The sequence below is a fragment of the candidate division TA06 bacterium genome (assembly GCA_016208585.1).
Lineage (GTDB): Bacteria > Edwardsbacteria > AC1 > AC1 > EtOH8 > UBA5202.
Map to the genome: position 1 here is coordinate 1 of JACQXR010000062.1, position 16,124 is coordinate 16,124.

The 16,124-nt window shown below is 53.1% G+C and carries 16 protein-coding genes; all 16 read right to left on the reverse strand.

What is annotated here, in order from left to right; genetic code table 11:
- Window positions 1-1,281, reverse strand: a 1,281-nt coding sequence (locus tag HY768_05120; GenBank protein ID MBI4726590.1) for a hypothetical protein, incomplete at its 3' end; no start/stop codon positions are given.
- A gap of 547 nt (window positions 1,282-1,828) precedes the next feature.
- Window positions 1,829-2,167, reverse strand: coding sequence for a hypothetical protein (locus HY768_05125; protein ID MBI4726591.1), 339 nt, complete (start codon window positions 2,165-2,167; stop codon window positions 1,829-1,831).
- 262 nt (window positions 2,168-2,429) lie between these two features.
- Window positions 2,430-2,831, reverse strand: coding sequence for a hypothetical protein (locus HY768_05130; GenBank protein MBI4726592.1), 402 nt, complete (start codon window positions 2,829-2,831; stop codon window positions 2,430-2,432).
- Window positions 2,832-2,881: 50 nt separating this feature from the next.
- Window positions 2,882-3,244, reverse strand: coding sequence for a four helix bundle protein (locus HY768_05135; protein MBI4726593.1), 363 nt, complete (start codon window positions 3,242-3,244; stop codon window positions 2,882-2,884).
- A 125-nt stretch (window positions 3,245-3,369) separates the two neighbouring features.
- Window positions 3,370-4,176: a hypothetical protein gene (locus HY768_05140; protein ID MBI4726594.1), complete on the reverse strand. Its 807-nt coding sequence runs from the start codon at window positions 4,174-4,176 to the stop codon at window positions 3,370-3,372.
- Between the two features lie 10 nt (window positions 4,177-4,186).
- Window positions 4,187-4,882 carry a hypothetical protein gene (locus tag HY768_05145; GenBank protein ID MBI4726595.1) on the reverse strand — a complete coding sequence of 232 codons (696 nt, stop codon included), beginning with the start codon at window positions 4,880-4,882 and terminating at the stop codon, window positions 4,187-4,189.
- A gap of 127 nt (window positions 4,883-5,009) precedes the next feature.
- A complete protein-coding gene (locus tag HY768_05150; GenBank protein MBI4726596.1) occupies window positions 5,010-6,410 on the reverse strand; it encodes an NUDIX domain-containing protein in 1,401 nt (466 codons plus the stop codon).
- Between the two features lie 30 nt (window positions 6,411-6,440).
- Window positions 6,441-7,307, reverse strand: coding sequence for a DUF4388 domain-containing protein (locus HY768_05155; protein ID MBI4726597.1), 867 nt, complete (start codon window positions 7,305-7,307; stop codon window positions 6,441-6,443).
- A 116-nt stretch (window positions 7,308-7,423) separates the two neighbouring features.
- On the reverse strand, window positions 7,424-8,179 hold the full coding sequence (locus HY768_05160) for a lipoate--protein ligase family protein (protein MBI4726598.1): 756 nt from the start codon (window positions 8,177-8,179) through the stop codon (window positions 7,424-7,426).
- A complete protein-coding gene (locus HY768_05165) occupies window positions 8,176-10,095 on the reverse strand; it encodes a hypothetical protein (GenBank protein ID MBI4726599.1) in 1,920 nt (639 codons plus the stop codon). The genes HY768_05160 and HY768_05165 overlap by 4 nt, the downstream gene beginning before the upstream one ends.
- A 352-nt stretch (window positions 10,096-10,447) precedes the next feature.
- Window positions 10,448-11,569: a hypothetical protein gene (locus HY768_05170; protein MBI4726600.1), complete on the reverse strand. Its 1,122-nt coding sequence runs from the start codon at window positions 11,567-11,569 to the stop codon at window positions 10,448-10,450.
- A 33-nt stretch (window positions 11,570-11,602) separates the two neighbouring features.
- A complete protein-coding gene (locus HY768_05175; protein MBI4726601.1) occupies window positions 11,603-13,435 on the reverse strand; it encodes a glutamate mutase L in 1,833 nt (610 codons plus the stop codon).
- A gap of 17 nt (window positions 13,436-13,452) precedes the next feature.
- Window positions 13,453-13,917 carry a hypothetical protein gene (locus HY768_05180; GenBank protein ID MBI4726602.1) on the reverse strand — a complete coding sequence of 155 codons (465 nt, stop codon included), beginning with the start codon at window positions 13,915-13,917 and terminating at the stop codon, window positions 13,453-13,455.
- A 1-nt stretch (window position 13,918) separates the two neighbouring features.
- The gene (locus HY768_05185) at window positions 13,919-14,848 is read right to left on the reverse strand and encodes an AAA family ATPase (protein ID MBI4726603.1); all 930 of its coding nucleotides are present in this window, start codon (window positions 14,846-14,848) and stop codon (window positions 13,919-13,921) included.
- 102 nt (window positions 14,849-14,950) lie between these two features.
- Window positions 14,951-15,181 carry a type II toxin-antitoxin system HicB family antitoxin gene (locus tag HY768_05190; protein ID MBI4726604.1) on the reverse strand — a complete coding sequence of 77 codons (231 nt, stop codon included), beginning with the start codon at window positions 15,179-15,181 and terminating at the stop codon, window positions 14,951-14,953.
- Between the two features lie 203 nt (window positions 15,182-15,384).
- Window positions 15,385-15,792 (reverse strand): hypothetical protein, encoded by a 408-nt coding sequence (locus HY768_05195; GenBank protein MBI4726605.1) that lies wholly within the window; start codon window positions 15,790-15,792, stop codon window positions 15,385-15,387.
- Window positions 15,793-16,124: the final 332 nt, after the last annotated feature.

Below are 16,124 nucleotides of genomic sequence, written 5' to 3' on the forward strand. Positions count from 1 at the left end.
CGCTTCGTTGGTCAGCTGCACCGGGTTCAGCCAGGTTTTCCCGCTGTCAACGGAGGCCACCCCGAAGATCTCGTCATTGTTGGTAGTCTTGCCATAGTCGTTATAGATGGCGTAGATGTTGCCGGCCGCATCGGAACTCAAAGTCGGAAAGTTGACGCCGCCGCCGTTCAAGTCGCCAGGGGTAACGCCGGCCAGGTTGCTGGGGATGCCGGAGATACGCTTGACGGTCCAGGCGCTGAAGTCGCCGGCCGTGGTCGGGAAGTAGACGAACAAGCCCTGGCCGTTCCAGGTGCCGTCCTGCCAGGTGAACAAAAAATACGGCCGGTCGCCGATCCAGGCGCCGTCGTACATGTACCACCAGCCGCCCCACCAGTACTGCGGGTAGGGGGTAAACATCTGCATGGCGCCCCAAGTCACGCCGCCGTCCACCGAGATCTTATAGGCCGGGAAGAAGCCGGCGTATCCGCTGTGGGCGTTAGACAGCAGGGTATCGCCGACGAGGTCCATGAAGGCCACCACGGTGTCGCCGCTGCCCGAGATCAGCCAGTCGGCTTCGTCCAGGTCCCAGCCCTGCCCGGAGATCTCGTTGTAGCAAAACTTGTTCCAGCCATAGGGCAGGGGCTCCCGGTCAAAGGGGGGCACCCAGCTGGCGCCCAGGTTGTTGGAAAGCACCATGTGGATGGAAAAGTCGCTACCCGGAAATGCACCGTGGCTAAAGGCCGACATCATCAGCTTGGTGCCCTTAACGCCGATGGAGGGAATATACCAGGCCGCCGAGTCCCGGGCCAGGGTGTCGTAGCTGGTCCACAGTCCGCCCCCGATCCCGCCGTCGTCCCTGGACCACTGGATTGCGTGGATGGCCCGGTCCTGCCAGACGATATAGGGCAAACCGGCGTTGTCCAAGGCCAGCCCGTTGTAAATCCTGGCGTTCATATTGGAGGCGATGGTCTGGGTTCCCCAGTTAGCGCCGCCGTCGTTGGAATAGCCGAACACCAGGTTGCAGGGGCTTCCGGCCACGCCGAACGCCATGGCAATGTTGGTCCCAGTGGGATCAACTATTATGCTTTTGCCGGTCATGGCTGCAGTACTGCGCCAGGCATCAGCGTAGCCGGTAGGACTGACCACTACCCCAACGCCGGGCAGCTTGGCATGGAAGGCTTTGACCATTGGGGCGTCGCCGTCCTTGGTCACTAAGTTGGTTCTGGGATCCATTTTTTTGGCGTCGGCCACCATGGCCAGAGCCATTGCCAGAGCCAGGCACAAAATCAAACCTTTTTTCATGGGTTGGACTCCTTTTTTATGTTTAGATTTACTGTATCCCCAGATTTTCACAGATTTTTTTAGGCATCTATAAATGGGAGCAAATCTTCATTTGACATTATTCTCCCCCAATCATGATATCTGCGCCATCTGCGGATGGTTTATGGTAATACTGACCGGCGGGCTTTCCGGCCGGTTTTTCCCGTGGTTGTCGCCTTGCTTAAAGCAAGATTCTTCGCCGTCACCTCCTTTCGTATTTTTTCATAATCAATCTTTCTGCTATTCTAAAAGATTATCACTTTTCGGCAAGTTTGTCAATAGCTTACGTAAAATATTTTAAAATATTTTTTGCGGGAACAGGAATCCGGGGAACCTGCCCGCTAAAGCTTGTCCTGAGCAAACCTGTGGTGAGTGACTTGTACTGAGCTTGCCGAAGTAAGCCGAACCAGTCGAAGGAACACGAAAAAACCACCAAATATTTTGTGCCCCTTCGACGCAACCCAGATGATGTTTTTTGTGGGCAAAGTAATTAAAGTTAAAGCTGCGTCCTGAATGGTGCCTCGGCTATTTACCGGCTGGTCCAGCGGGTGTACACCAGCCCGGCGATGATGGAGATGAATCCGGCCAAAAATATTCCCGCCGCCTCCAGGCTCCGGCTCTGGCAGATCTGCATCAACTGGTCGGTGCGGGAGGGGTCCAGCCGGGGATAGATGGCCAGCGGCAGAAAATGGAACAGTGCCCCCAGCCCCAGAAAGATGGCGCCCGCCAAGGGCAGCGCCCAGATAACCGAGGGGCGGCGGATGATGGCCAACAGCCGTTTTAATATCCGGGAATAGTATAAAAACGAAACGCCGAACAGGGCCACGGCTACGGCAAAAAGCAGTTCGGCTGGGATGGAGACTTCCATGAGACGACCTCCTTGGCTTGTGGTTTTAAAAGGAACGTGATTTTTTAAAAGGCCTAACTTGGACCACCGCATCATGTGGGGCAGGCAAGCCGGGACCAAATTCGAAATCCGAAGCACGAATCTCGAAACAAAATCAAATGTTCAAAAAACAATGATAAAAATCGGTTTGCCCGCGATCTGATGTGGTTTTCTGGCTTTCCGGCCATTCGGTCATTCGAATTTGTTTCGGATTTCGTGCTTCGAATTAATAATTCGGAAGAAACTACTTGACCGCGGCGGCCGGTTTGGAAGCGGAAACGGCGCCTGGGGCCGGGGCCGGCTTTTTGACCGGGGTGACCACGCGCTTGAATTTTAGGGCGCCCAGAAAGGATAATACTCCGGACAGCAGAAAGAAGGCGTAGGCTATCCAGGACTGAAGGACGTTAAGCTTGACCTGGCTGGCAAAGGCGATGATCTGGATTACCGCATAGACCAGCACTCCGGAAGGCGCGAAGATCATGTACTGCCAGTCGGTCTTCTTGCGCAGCACGATCTCGTACTTCCGGGCGATCAGCCCGAACAGCACGCAGGCCACCCACAGCAGGACGCTTCCCAGGATGGTGACCAGGTTGGTGACCGTCACATACCACAGGTACTCGCCGGGATAAAGCAGTTGTTTGAACATTTGACTCTCCTTCAAATCAGAGTTTTAAAAGCAGAAGGCAAAATAATTGGTCAGATGCTTGGCCTGCTCCGTTTTGCCTTTGCGTTTTTGATCATGGTAACAAAAATGGCCGTCAGTTCACTTGTTTCATCCCATGCAGACTGCGCTTCCGGAGCGCTAATCGTGCCGCTTTCTGAAATTAACTCCAGCCAATACCCGGTCTCATCAAGCTCCTGAAGCGATATGTTCGCTTTTGAGCAGAATTCCCGGGTTGACCTGGCCCGCGTCGCTTCCCGGTAATTGGCGCCCACCGATGTGCCAGACCGCAGCATCTGCTTTCCCAAAATTTTGCCGATGTCACTTTTAGGCAATTTACAATAGAGGTTGATAATTTGTAATGCGTATCGTTTTGTCCGTAATTTCAGATCGACCATGACTTCGTTGTTTCTATTTTTGTTTTTGTTTTTTACCCTGAGCCCTTCGGTTCAACTCAGGGTAAACTCTGCCGAAGGGCTGCTTTCGTTTTCTTTTCGTTTTCTGCTTTCGTTTTCTTGTTGTTTCATTTCAGCAAAAGCATCATCCTATCGGCCATCTGCTTGGCAGCCGAAGGCCCGATGATCATGGCGGCGTCCTTCTGCAGACCGTAACAGAATTTCATCACCGGATCGCGCAGCAGTTTTTCCTTGGAGATCTTGTGGTCAGTCATTTGGTTCTGGAAGATGTCCGGGCCCAGCTCGCCCAAAAATTCCTCGGCTACCGCCAGGATCTTGTCCAGCACCGCAGGCTCCAACGGAGCTGCTGGGACCGGGGCCGGCTTGGGCGGAGCCGGAGGCGCCGCCGGCTTGGCTACCGGGACCGGGATTGCCTGTGTCGGAACGGCTGGAGCCTTTACCGCCGGGGTGGGGGCGGGCGGGGCCGGGGCCGCAGTTATGGGAGCAGTTTTGGGTTGTACGACAGGCGCAGCCTGTTTGGCCGCCGGGACCGGAGCTGGCGGAGCGAGAATGACCGGGGCCGGGGCGGCCGGAGCCGCAGTTAAATTTTTGATCTCGGTCAGGGCGCCGTCCAAGGCGGCGTCTATTACTGCGGCGTCGGCGGTGGCGTCGGTTAGAAGGTTCAGGTAACCCTTGTCGGCGCGGCGGATGAAAAGCCTGATCCCCCGGGAGTTGACCATCATCTTGGTTATTTGGAACTGGGCCACCTGGTTCAGGGCGTCAAAGGTCTGGGCCAGCACCATCACCGCTCGCTGGGCGTTTTCCTTGGCGAAGCTTTTGGACAGGGTTTGGGAAACAAAACTATTATCGTCGCCCACGAAGAAACTGCCGGTCACGCCCTGCTGGCTGGAAAGTTGGATGAGGACCTCTTCCATATTCACGGCCTCACCTCTTTTCCGTAGCCAGCCGCGAGATCACGGTCTGGAATTTTTGTTTGACCTCCACGAACCCCAAAGAGGCGATGGCTTTTTTACAGGTCAAATTAACTAACTTTTCAAAGGCGTCGCCCACCTCTTTTTTGGAGATGTCTGCCTTTACCCCTTCGTTACGGGATATCTGTCCCGGGCCGGCGGCCACCATTTTGGCCAGGCGCCCCGAGGGATCGACGTTCTTGATCTCGCGGGCCAGCAGTTCCCGCCACTCGGGGGCCTTTTCGCCCTTGGCCCCGAATTCCTCCAGCAGCAGGTTGACCAGGATCATTTTTTGCTTAAGCAGTTCCTCGGCCTCGGATATTTCGGCCATCTTGCTTTCCGACAGCAGGTCCAGGGGGCTAGGCTGCAGCACCCACCAAGGAGACTGGGCCGGGTCCAGGTCCACTCCCAGGTAGACCGTCTGGTGGGGCAGGATCAGCATTTTATGGTTTTGGCCCTCGGCCAGCACCGAGCTGAGCTCCCCCAGTGCCAGATTGGAGGAGATGACCTCGGCCGCTGAACCCAAAAAGGCCACCACCTCTCCCAGATTTCCAGGCGCCCCGGCGGAGGCCTTGACCATCGTTCCATCTTCCTTGGCCACCGCCACGGAGTGCCGGACCGCCTCCATCTTTAAAACGCTTTCCACTAATTCGGCCGGGTCTTTAGCCATATTGGCTCCTGAGTTAATTTAAGTATACGGAGAAAAGTTGCGCTGTATTTACTTGAGAAATAACGCAACGTCACGGCTCTGCGGCGGGACTTCGTCCGTAGCAGCCGATGTTAAGCGTCTGCCTCGGTCAGAATAGGCGACTCTGAATGTGGTGGGCGTCTTTGGATAGGAACTCTCTGATGATGTAGTCAGACCATGGTTCCTCGTTATGGGCTGTATTCATCTCCTGCACAATCTCATCAAGACCTACAAACTTGCCGCTTAGAGAGGTCCCGCGCCTCTCGAAGAACTCGGCATTGCTCAGCGCGACTTCGACGTCGTCAGTTGGGGCTCGCCATTCATACACAATTGCGACATGCTTGACAGAGGATTTACCGTCTTCCAGATAGACAGCCCCCAAGAGCGTGACACTGTCGGCTGTTACTCGCAACCGAAGTTCCTCCTCAAGTTCCCTTGTAATGCATTTCAGAATGGCCTGGCCAGTATGGTTGTCTTCGCGTCGCACGTGTCCTCCCGCCCAGACAACCATCTTCTCATGGAGGGGGTTTGCTTCGGATCTCTCACGTCGGCGCAAGCGGAGTACCTGACCTGATGCATTGCGTACGACCACGACTGGAAGAGCTTGAACTAGTCCGGTGTCGGCTTCCACTTCTTGTCTGGGTGCATATTTCCCGGAACTCTGAAAAATCGCCACCAAGTCTCTTGCACTATTCACGTCGATTGTTGTCGCGCTTTGGAAGACACCTTTCACTTCAGTTCTGGGTAGATGAAGTATTTCTTCCTGAAGTTGCTGTTCGATGAGCGACAGTACCAGTTCAGCAACCTTCTCCGCTGTGAATTGGGGTTTGTTCTTAGTCTCCTCATCAGATGTGCTCACTTCGAACACCCTGAAAAGGGCTTGCATATCTTTCGCTGTCTCTCGAGCGACAATAGTCATCTGCTGCAGCACAGACTCATTCATTATCGACCCTCTAGCACCAACGACAGGGAGCATGCCTTGTTCGCGTTGCATTGAGTCTGCCGGGGAAGCCGTCATGAGGATAACGCCGGTGATGCGTTCCCTCCAGTCCGGGATAACCAGGAAGTCCTCCACGATCTTCCTCTCCGACGGCCGGAGACGTTGCAGCCTTTCCATGAGACGCAACCAACAGATCGAGTCGAATATCCCACGATCCAAGATAAGAATTTGCGGGTCTTCTGCTCTTGGTGGTGTCTGCGTCTTCTCAAGAAGCTGGGACAGTGTAGTGCATGCCGTCCAGATGTTGAAGTTGACGTGTTTCTTATCCTTTATCGGGCATACAGAAGCCCGTTCAACGACTATCTCAACCTTGAAGCCGCATCTTTTGAGGAAAGTGTTTATCTGGCTCAGGGTTGTAGTCTTGCCGGCTTTTGGCGTACCAGCAAATTCGATGACTATCGTTTTCCTTGCAGTTTCTGGGAACAGGGAAGCAGCTCTTTCTGCCCTCTCTTGTAGATTTGATTTATTTTGTATACTCATCTTTACCTCTGGAGTTTCTCTGGCGCCCAATCAGAGCACTTGAGTATGCCTGGGCTTGGTTTATTTCAGCGAACGGGCCTGGGCGGTCTGGTATTTATGTTTGCCCAGCATGGGTCCGAATTCTTTCAGCCCTTTTTTATGAACGGTATCGGACAACCTCTCCCAGATCTCTATCAGCTCTTCTTTGGTGACATCGGACAGGGGGCCGGGCGCTATGTTCAGCCGGTCGGCCCCGAATTCCAAATGGCGGGCCATCCGGCCGCCCTTGTCCAGATCGGACAGAGAGGCCTTTAACATCTCCAGGTACGACGCCACTCCGGTGCCCTTGACGCCGAACTCGTCCAGCAGCAGATTGACGAAATTTACCTTGTCCTTGAACAGGCGCTCCATCTCCTTGGGATCCATCACCAGGTTCTTGGCCAAAAGCCAGGCCACGGTCTTGACCACTTCGAACATCCCCAGCTTGCTGTCGGCCACTATCTGGCGGATGTCCCGCTTGCCGTTGACCAGGGCCATGATGGTCCAGTCGCTGCGGCGGATAGTGACGGCCGATTCTTCGGGGGCCTGGGCGGTGCGGGCCAGCACGGTGTCCAGCGGCGGCAGGGTTTTCAGTATCTCGGCCATCTCGGTGCGGCGGCGCTCCCCCTCCTCCAGTATCTTCCCGGCCCCGTCCTTGATGGTGACCTCGGGGGACTTGACCCCGGCGGTGTATTTGGCCTCGCCCAAGGTCTCCAGACAAAGGTTGAACACCGCCTCCGGTCCCTTGATGTCGCCCAGAATGGCATGAACGGTGTCGCCCTTGTCAAAATAAACTTCGCCAAAGCTGTTTTTGGCCTTGACCGTCAACACTCCGGTTTTTTTAAAGTGGGATAAAAAGTAAATTATCTCCGAAAGAGTAAAATCGGAGAGGTCGGCCTGCAAGCCCATAATATGGTTTGTCTTAAAATTAGACGGCTCGGTTTAATCGGAAGCGTGCCTTTTAAATCCATTAACCTATTAGTGTAAACCAAAACAATAAATCTGTCAATAAAAAAATTGCGCTTTTATAAAATATTCACCTGGGGCAGATATTTTTCCGCTTCTTGTAACTCGTTGGAAGTTATGGAACCCTGGAAAAATTCCGCGGCCCAGGCCAGCTTGAAGCCCTGCAACATGCAACCGGCTGCCTCTTCAAAACCGACTTTTCTGCCCAGCAGTTCCCCGGCCGTGGCGGCGTTGGCTTCAGCCGGCTGGCGGTAGAACGGCGCCAGATTCTGGTCCTGGGCTAAAAGCAGCGATCCCTGCTGCAGAATGACCCCCTGGATCCGGCGCTGGGCGCTGCCCAGCATTTTTTTGCCCGAGGCCGTGATCTCGTAGCGCCCGGCGGCGGCGAAGCACAGCGGCGAATCCTTGACGCTGGCTCCGACGCTTTGCGAGCGCTGCAGTTCGGATTTGATCCCCAATTGTTTCAATCCCAGCACCAGGGCCTGGGCAATGGTGCAGTATGTATTTAAGACCGGACCGCCCAGAAGCGGATTGTCCTGCAATGCTATCACGCTATAGGTGAATTCGTTGAAATGGAACACCGCCCGGCCGCCGGTGGGCCGCCGGACCACTTTGACCCCGGCCCGGCGGCAGGCCTCCAGATCCAATTGCTCCGCGTCCTGATTGTATCCCAGAGATATGGTGGGCTGCGCCCAGTCGTAAAAGCGCAGCACCGGCTCCGATGTTCTATTTCGGACCGAACCGGCCAGGGCCAAGTCCAAAGCCATGTTGAAAGCCCCTCCGGCCCGGCCGGTATTTATGAAACGCCAGATCATCTATTTCTTTCCGGCAGAGCCGCCAGCGCCTTTTGATAGGCATCAAAAAGCGCCTTTTCCCTGATCCCGACGTCAATGGCTATTTTCAGGTATTCGGCAGCCTTGGGATACTGCTTAAGATTCAATTTAACTTCGCCCCAATAATAATAGAGCCAGGCATCGGGATAACCGGTTCTGTTGGTCAGGGCAAAAAAACTATCGGCCATGGTCCAGTCTAACATCAGGCAGTGGGCCACCCCCATATTATACAGGGCGTCTCCGTTGCCCTGGTCCAGTGCCAGGGCCCGGCTCAGGGCTTCCCGGGCCGGCTCCGGCATCTGGCACTTTATCAGGGCTGCGCCGTAATCGTTCCAGCGCTTGGCGCTCCGGGCCTCAAGCTGCAGGGACTTTTGGAAGTAAGGCAGCGACCGCAGGTCATTGCCGTTCTGGGAAAGGGCCAGGGCGTAATTATAGATGTGGCGGGGATTCAGGCTGTCGCTATCCCTGGCCATCCGATAGGCCCGCTCCATCATTTCAGGATCACGGTGGTCCCGGTAATATATGGCCAGGTTCTCATAGCCGTAGGCCGCCGATCTTTTATCCGCAGCCAGCAGGTCGGTGTATCGGGCCAGCGATTTTTCCGCCGAAACATTGACCATGATCCAGGGCAAAAAAAGCCAGACCGAAATTACAGCCGCGGCGGCCCATCTCCGCCATTCAAGATTCAGTTTCAAAACCCGGTGAAGAATAAAAAACAACAGCGCCATGAAAGGCCAGGATAAAAGATCCCAGTCCCGGGCCGTGCCCAGTTTGGGATCAACGACGATCAGAAACAAAATCCCGCCCGCCACTGCCAGGCCCAAGAATTTTTCGGCCGGTTCCTTGAAATACCCGGCTCGGGGATTGGCCCAAAACAGCAGCCACGCGACCGGGGCGGCCAAAAGCAACTGGTTGAAAATATCCAGCCAGTGTCCCGGGCTGAAAATTCCGTAGCCCCAGAACCCGCCCCATAAGGGGAGCATTGATTTTTTGGGAAGCTCGGCCACTGAGGTGGTCACCTCCGGCCGTGAAGCCAGCAACAGGCCTATGACCAGCGCCGCTACCGGAATGGCGGAAAAGGACAGGAATTCAAGTAAAAATCTTTTTACTCTTGTTTTGACGCTGAAATAAGATTTTTTGTTCCAATAATATATCAGCGAGGAAATTAAAAAAATCCCGGAACCATGCAGGGCAACGGCGAGGCCGGCCAGGATGGCCGGAATAAAAGACGGTTTGGAATCCGATATATTTTTCCGGGCCAGAAAAAGATACCAGCCCAAAACCGCCAAAAACAGGGCATAGCTTTCTATGTATCCGTAAAATATCTGATTGAAACCGGCCCCGGCCAAAATGAAGATCAGCGGCCAGAAGACCTGCCTGTCGCCGTGATCTTTGGCATAAAAGTAATACAGGGTCAGGGCGGCGGTCCCGCCGACTGCGCTGAGAATACGGTAGGAAAGCTGGGACAGGTTCGTCTGAAAATTGAGGACAGACAAAAGGCGGTATAACATCCCGTGGGCCAGGGTGGTCAAAGGTTCGGTAAACGATAACAGCCGGCCGGCCGAAATTTCCTGGCTGCGCAAGAACCCGTCGCCCAAAAGCGGGATATTGACCCTCAGTAATATGTAGAGGACTAACCCGGCCGGCAACAAAACAATTAAAATGCTCTCCGATTTAGGAAGGCTGAATTTAAAATATTTCGGCTCCGGAATGAACTGCAACAGCGACATCATCGCCAGCCCGCTTAAAAACCAGACCATCCGAAAAATCAGAGAATAATATTTTAAAAGGCCAAATCCCCAGGTATAGCGGCCCGAAAAAAACGAAGCCACAAACCACCACAAAAGAAAGCCGCCGGAAAGAATCAAGGGGCTGATGTTCTTTTGTTTTGATAACACGGCGATAACTTAAAGTGAATGTGATTTGTGGCTGTAAATAAGAAATGGCCGGCAGGACGCCAAAGGCGGTTTGATTTAGTTTACAGGATTCCCGTGATTTTAAAATCGCATTAGATCCTGCAAATCATGTAAATCCGCTTATGCTTCAATGTCGGCCTTCTTCAAGCGCCATCCGCTTACGCTATATATAGGCTTCCTCGTGCCTGCACGCTTGCGCGCCGAAGCGCTTCAGCGCACAGGCACGCTGTAGTAGCTATTCACAGCAGCTGTTTCGGCACACAAGCGTATGCCATAGCTTTAGCGGGGGCACTAGCTTCAGCGGAGGATCTCCTGTCTTAAGGATTCAACGTTTTTAATCCTCTATCAGCTCCACGTTGGCCCGGGGCACTATGGCCTTGGTGCCGTCGTCAAAGACGACCTCCAGCACCCGGGCGTGGCTTTCCGATTCTAATTTCTGCAGTTCGGCCGGCAGGGCCGAAACCCTTCCGATCAGGCCGAAGTAAGGCTGACGGATGCAGCGGATGGCCATGCCGATATCCATCCCGCCCTGCTGTTTCCGGGCCTCGTCGGCCTGGCCGCCGTCCGTCAGCGGAATGATGACCTCGGGCCTCATCACCCCGGCCCGGATCTGGGTGGCGCCGTTGACCGAGGCCTTTAAGCCCTCCTTGGACTTCAAAAGATTGAATGTTTTTTGGGCCATGGTCATCTGGCCGAAGCCCTCGGTAACCATCAAGGTGAACCCTTTCTCTTCTGTTCCGGTGATGGCCACGCCGATATCGTAGCCCAATAGCGCCTTGAGGTCGGCGTCGTTGATGCCGCCCACCACCACCGCGCTGGCCCCGACCTCGGCCGCTTTTTTCATGCCGGCGATCCTGATCAGCGAGCCGCCCACCACTACTTTGCCCTTGCATTCGGGAGTGAGAAGTTCGGGGATCAGCTCTTTAGACGGATCATCCACCGCCATCTTGACTTCGCCGTGGACCTCGCCCCCGATCCCGAAGATGCCCTGGACGAAAGTGCCGAAGGTCTCCACCACCACCCCCTCGCCCGGATTCTCCTGCGCCACCTGGCCGTCCACATAGGCCCGGACCTGCACCGGCAGGGGCGGCTCGCGCAGTATCACCTGGCCGGTGATGGGCGAGATGGACTCGATGGTCCCGGTCACCGGCGACTTGCAGGCGGACTTGAACAGCCCGAAGAATCCCTTGCTGATGGCCACGGTTTCGTCTTTCTGAATGGGATCGCCCGGTTTCTTGATCATGTGCCCGGTAACGTCCTCGGGCAGGATCCCCAGCAGGCCGGCCACGTTCAGGGTCTGAACATTGCCCGGCAGTTCGGTCTTGGCCACCACCTGGTCGGCCGTGACCTTGTCGCCCATTTTGACCAGCACCTGGCCCTTTAAGGGCAGCCGGCGGTCTTTTTTGATCACCGCTTTTTCGGTTACTTTTAAACCCGGAGTATATGCATGTGCCATTCTTCTCCTCGTTTGACGTTTAACGTTATTACGTTACTTCGTCGGGTAGATATTCAGCGCCTGGTTCCACTCGTTGAGCTTTCTGATCCTCTCCTTCTTGTCGGCCGGTAAAACAAGGATCCGGCCCCGGCCGTCTATGATCACGCCCACCGTGCCACCTTCCAAAGTGGCCTCCAGTTCCTTGCCCTTACCGGCCCCGAGGTCGAAGTGCTTGGCCAGGATTATCTGGGCCTTGATCTTCTCCGCTCCCAGCGGGATCAGTTTCATCTCGCCAACTTTGACGCTCTCCTCGACCTTGCTGCCGTCGGCCCGGGTAAACCTGACGGTGACGCAGGGCTGGCCTTCCTTGCCCTGTCCGGCGGGGCAGATGGCGGATCCCAGTCGCACTAAGCAGTCCTTGACGAAAACCTCGTTGGCGGCCGGGGCGTGCACTGTTGACAAGACGCCCAGGTGCGGGGCCATGAAGATGGAGTCCACCGCCATGGTGGTGATGCCGGAGGGCTCAAAGGCGTCAATCATCATCAGGGCCGATTGGGCCCGGCGCGGAGCGTGGGAAAGCACGCCGCCGGAGCCGATCATGATGTTGAGGTCCATCATATTGATCAGGGTGTCCCCCGATCCGCTCTGGTCAAAGGCGTCGGAGATGGTGCGCTCCTGCTGCACCCCTTTTAAACCCACCGCCATTTCCTTGTGCTGTTTAAAAGCCAGACGCAGGGCCTCGCGGCTGATGGCCTGCTCTATCTGAAGCTCCTCCAGGCTTTGAGGGATGGTGGTGGGGCGAATCATCTTGTTGCGGATCCGGTTGCGCAGGTCGGCCTCGTCCATCTCGAACGGGACCCAGCGCATGATGTTCTCGAGGCCCGCCTCGGCCAGCACGTTGGAGATGGAATAGCTCATGCCTAAGTTGGCGGAAACCGTACGGTTGAAGGTGGCCGCGCGCTCCTTCTTTTCGTTGAGCCCGTAGAAAACGGAAAAGACATCGGTGGTGGCCCCGCCGATATCCACCCCCACCGCCGCGATGTCATCGGCCTTGGCCAGGGACTGGATCATCAGCCCCACCGCGCCCGGGGTGGGCATGATGGGCACCTCGTGGGCCATGGCCATCAGTTTTTTATAGCCCGGAGCATGGGCCATCACGTGCTCCATGAAGACGTCATGAATGGCGTCCCGGGCCGGTTTGAGGTTCTCCCGCTCCAGCACCGGGCGCAGGTTTTCCTTGACCAGCAGGGCGGTCTTCTCGCCCAGGGTCTTGGTGACGATCTCCCGGGCGTCCTTGTTCCCGGCATAGATCACCGGCAGCATGTAGCTGGTGCCGAACCGGGGCTTGGGGTCGGCCGCGCCGATCAGCTCGGCCATTTCGGCCACGTGGGTCACGGTGCCGCCGTCGATGCCGCCGGATAGCAGGATCATGTCGGGACGCAGGTGACGGATCCGTTCGATCCGCTGGTGCGGCAGGCGGCCGTCGTTGGAGGCCAGCACGTCCATCACGATGGCCCCGGCCCCCAGGGCGGCCCGGGCGGCGCTCTCGCCGGTCATGGTCTTGACCACTCCGGCCACCATCATCTGCAGGCCGCCGCCGGCCGAGGAAGTGGACATGTAGATGTCCACCCCCTCGTTGCCCTGGACCGGGGTTATGATGTCCTCGCCCTTGAGTATCCTGCGACCGCAAAGCTCCTCCACCTCGCGCACCGCGTTGAGCACGCCCTTGGTGACGTCCTCAAACGGTTTTTCCACCGTGGTGGGGGCCTCGCCCCGGGTGGTCTGGCGATATTCGCCGTTCTTGTATTCGATAAGGATGGCCTTGGTGGTGGTGCTGCCGCAGTCGGTGACCAGGATCACTTTCAGCTGGTTGGGATCAACTGCCATCGTCGTCTCCTAATGGGTTATATGGATTTTATAATTATTTTTCTTATCCGAATAACGGTTTGGCTTTTATCATTTAATTCTGCAAGCAATCTTAAATAGTTTTTGTTTTCCATCCTCCTACTGATGGCATCATGCAATTCTTTAGTTTCATCGGGCAGATTGTAATCACTCAACTTTATACCAGCTTCTTTTGTTACCTTGATAATGAAACCCTCAAGTTTTGGTTTTAATACTATTACTTGATTATCCCTTACTTTATCGCAAAAAACGCTATAGCTTGGCACATCAATATGTTTGTGCAAATTGAGCATATATGAAGGTTGCGTAGTCTCGGGATCTTCATCAACTAAACCGAGAGATTTTGTTGCCTTTGAAAGTTTATTACATACTCTACTTTTACCGAATTCATGTTCAATTTTTCTTTTTGACAAACCCAATGACATTATTAATGCTTTGTCCGGGTAACATTCGACATAAATCATCTCACTCCTCGACGAATTGATCAAGATTGAAGAATATGCTGGCGTCAAGGTCCAACACTTTTTTCATTTCATCAGCAGAAAGACATTTCAATTTCGTTTGATAGTCCTTGAAATATGTAATGAATATATTTATATCTTTTTGAGGTGTTTTCTCCAATATCGAGAGCAAGAAGTATGGGTTATGTGTTGCGATAAAGTATTGATTGCTTTCATCAAACGCAATTCGTTCAGCTATATATTTTGTATAGTATGGAAAAGCAAAGGCCTCCGGCTCATCAAAAGCAATTACAGCATTTTTATTGCTCTCTATCGCCGCAATATGGAATAAAACACGGCGAAGCGTATCAGATACCACTATATAAGGAAGCGATATTGCAATATCATCGATTTCCTTTTGAATTTCTATTTTTTGTTCCGTGGGTTTTAATAAAACTCGGAAGCCGTAGTCGCTAAATATGTCGGCTGCGATTTTCCTTAAATTCTTTCTTGTTTGAAGTAAGAAAAGTAGATTTTCCCCATAAGGAGGATATAAAGAATCATAGTCAATTTTTGTTGGTTTTGGTTTTGGCGCAAACAAGTAATATTTAAATGGAGGTGGCTGTGAAGATTGTTGGCTAGCACCAGTTAATTTTTCGTAATCGCCTCTGTAATTATAAACCAATCCTCGATCTTCATTATACAGAGCATTTGGTGTTCCTTTCGCATTATCCCTCAATTTAAATTCGAATGAACCTTTGTCAAATTCTATTGTAAAAACATGCTTATTTAATGAAATAACTATTCCCTCGTCTAAATTTAAATCATAGAAAAGATTGGGGAAATGTTCAAATCGAACAAATTCTCTGATATCGCCATACGGGAACCCGATTATACCGATAGCTTCAAGAATGTTTGTTTTCCCAGTATTGGGCTTACCGATGAAAACATTAATTTGTTTGTTTTCCCAGTATTGGGCTTACCGATGAAAACATTAATTCTTTTACAATTTAATTTTAAATCCTTTATAGATTTAAAATTTTGTATCTGAAGATTATCAAACATATAACCCTCCTTGACGGGCAGTTAACCCATCCGATAAGATTATGGACATTATTCCAGATCCGGCCCGGCTTGAAGTTTCCAGGTAAAGTTCCACGGCTTCCTTGATGTTTTTTACCGCTTCCTCCAAAGTATCGCCCTGGCTCTGGCAACCCTCAAGCTCGGGGGCGTAAGCGTAAAACCCGTTTTCATCTTTTTCTATTATGACGCTGACTTTGTAAGACATGGTTTTTCTCCTGGATTTAAAAAATCATTTGTTTTTCTTTCAGGCTCAACTAACTGTGGGCGAAGGGTTCAGCCTTCGTAGCCTACAGCCATATGCATGCCTACTACGGCGAAGGAGGCCCCTTTGCCCCTACAGAATTTTGTCCATCTCCCGCCGGGGATATACTGGGCGAATAACCATTCGCCCCTACAAGGTTTGATGAATCAAACCCCTACCGTAAACCTATTGAATGAACGTTTGAACCTCTGGAACCAGGGTTTCTTACCTTCTAAACTTCTTACCTTCTTAGCTTCGGCTTTCTCCGCCTGCTCTCGCTGCTGCCAGACCGCCTCCTGGCTCTCGATCTCCAGCAGCAGCTTCTCCACGTTCTCCCGCTCCTCCATCATCAATACGATCTCGTCGTACTCCCGGCGGTTGAGGAAGGCCTGGATGATGGGCTGCAGAAACACCAAGGCCTGGCTGCCCACGAAGGACAGCGGCTTGACCGACTCAAAGAACAGGATGGCCGGGGTGGTTAGCTTGCGCTTGACTATCTGGTCGGCGATCTTGGCCAGCAGCTCCTTCTGCCGCTCGGGCGAGGGCATCTGGCCGTCGATGTAGATACTATCCATTCAAGCTACTACTTTAATTTACCGGTCAAGTCTTTTGATTCTTCTTGAAGACTTATCAAATACTTGACTGCATCATGAACTGAATTAAATGAATATGTGAAATATTCATTTGTATTTGTTTTTAGCAGAAGTTCTATTTCACTTAACCTTTTCGACCAATCCTGAATACCTTTTAGAGTGTATTTGATACTACCTAAAATCCCGTGAAAATTATAACTATGTCAACGATGGTAACCGTATCTGGAATGCTTTGAAAATCATATTTTGCTTTTTTGATATTTCCGTAAGCAGGCTGGTGCCGGAATCAAGATCAATCCGTTTGAGCTTTTTCA

Coding starts and splice junctions, on each gene's coding strand:
- HY768_05145 (MBI4726595.1), bottom strand. CDS start 4,882: ATGGCTAAAGACCCGGCCGAATTAGTGGAAAGCGTTTTAAAGATGGAG.
- HY768_05180 (MBI4726602.1), bottom strand. CDS start 13,917: ATGATTTATGTCGAATGTTACCCGGACAAAGCATTAATAATGTCATTG.
- HY768_05175 (MBI4726601.1), bottom strand. CDS start 13,435: ATGGCAGTTGATCCCAACCAGCTGAAAGTGATCCTGGTCACCGACTGC.
- HY768_05190 (MBI4726604.1), bottom strand. CDS start 15,181: ATGTCTTACAAAGTCAGCGTCATAATAGAAAAAGATGAAAACGGGTTT.
- HY768_05155 (MBI4726597.1), bottom strand. CDS start 7,307: ATGGGCTTGCAGGCCGACCTCTCCGATTTTACTCTTTCGGAGATAATT.
- HY768_05170 (MBI4726600.1), bottom strand. CDS start 11,569: ATGGCACATGCATATACTCCGGGTTTAAAAGTAACCGAAAAAGCGGTG.
- HY768_05160 (MBI4726598.1), bottom strand. CDS start 8,179: ATGATCTGGCGTTTCATAAATACCGGCCGGGCCGGAGGGGCTTTCAAC.
- HY768_05135 (MBI4726593.1), bottom strand. CDS start 3,244: ATGGTCGATCTGAAATTACGGACAAAACGATACGCATTACAAATTATC.
- HY768_05195 (MBI4726605.1), bottom strand. CDS start 15,792: ATGGATAGTATCTACATCGACGGCCAGATGCCCTCGCCCGAGCGGCAG.
- HY768_05140 (MBI4726594.1), bottom strand. CDS start 4,176: ATGGAAGAGGTCCTCATCCAACTTTCCAGCCAGCAGGGCGTGACCGGC.
- HY768_05130 (MBI4726592.1), bottom strand. CDS start 2,831: ATGTTCAAACAACTGCTTTATCCCGGCGAGTACCTGTGGTATGTGACG.
- HY768_05125 (MBI4726591.1), bottom strand. CDS start 2,167: ATGGAAGTCTCCATCCCAGCCGAACTGCTTTTTGCCGTAGCCGTGGCC.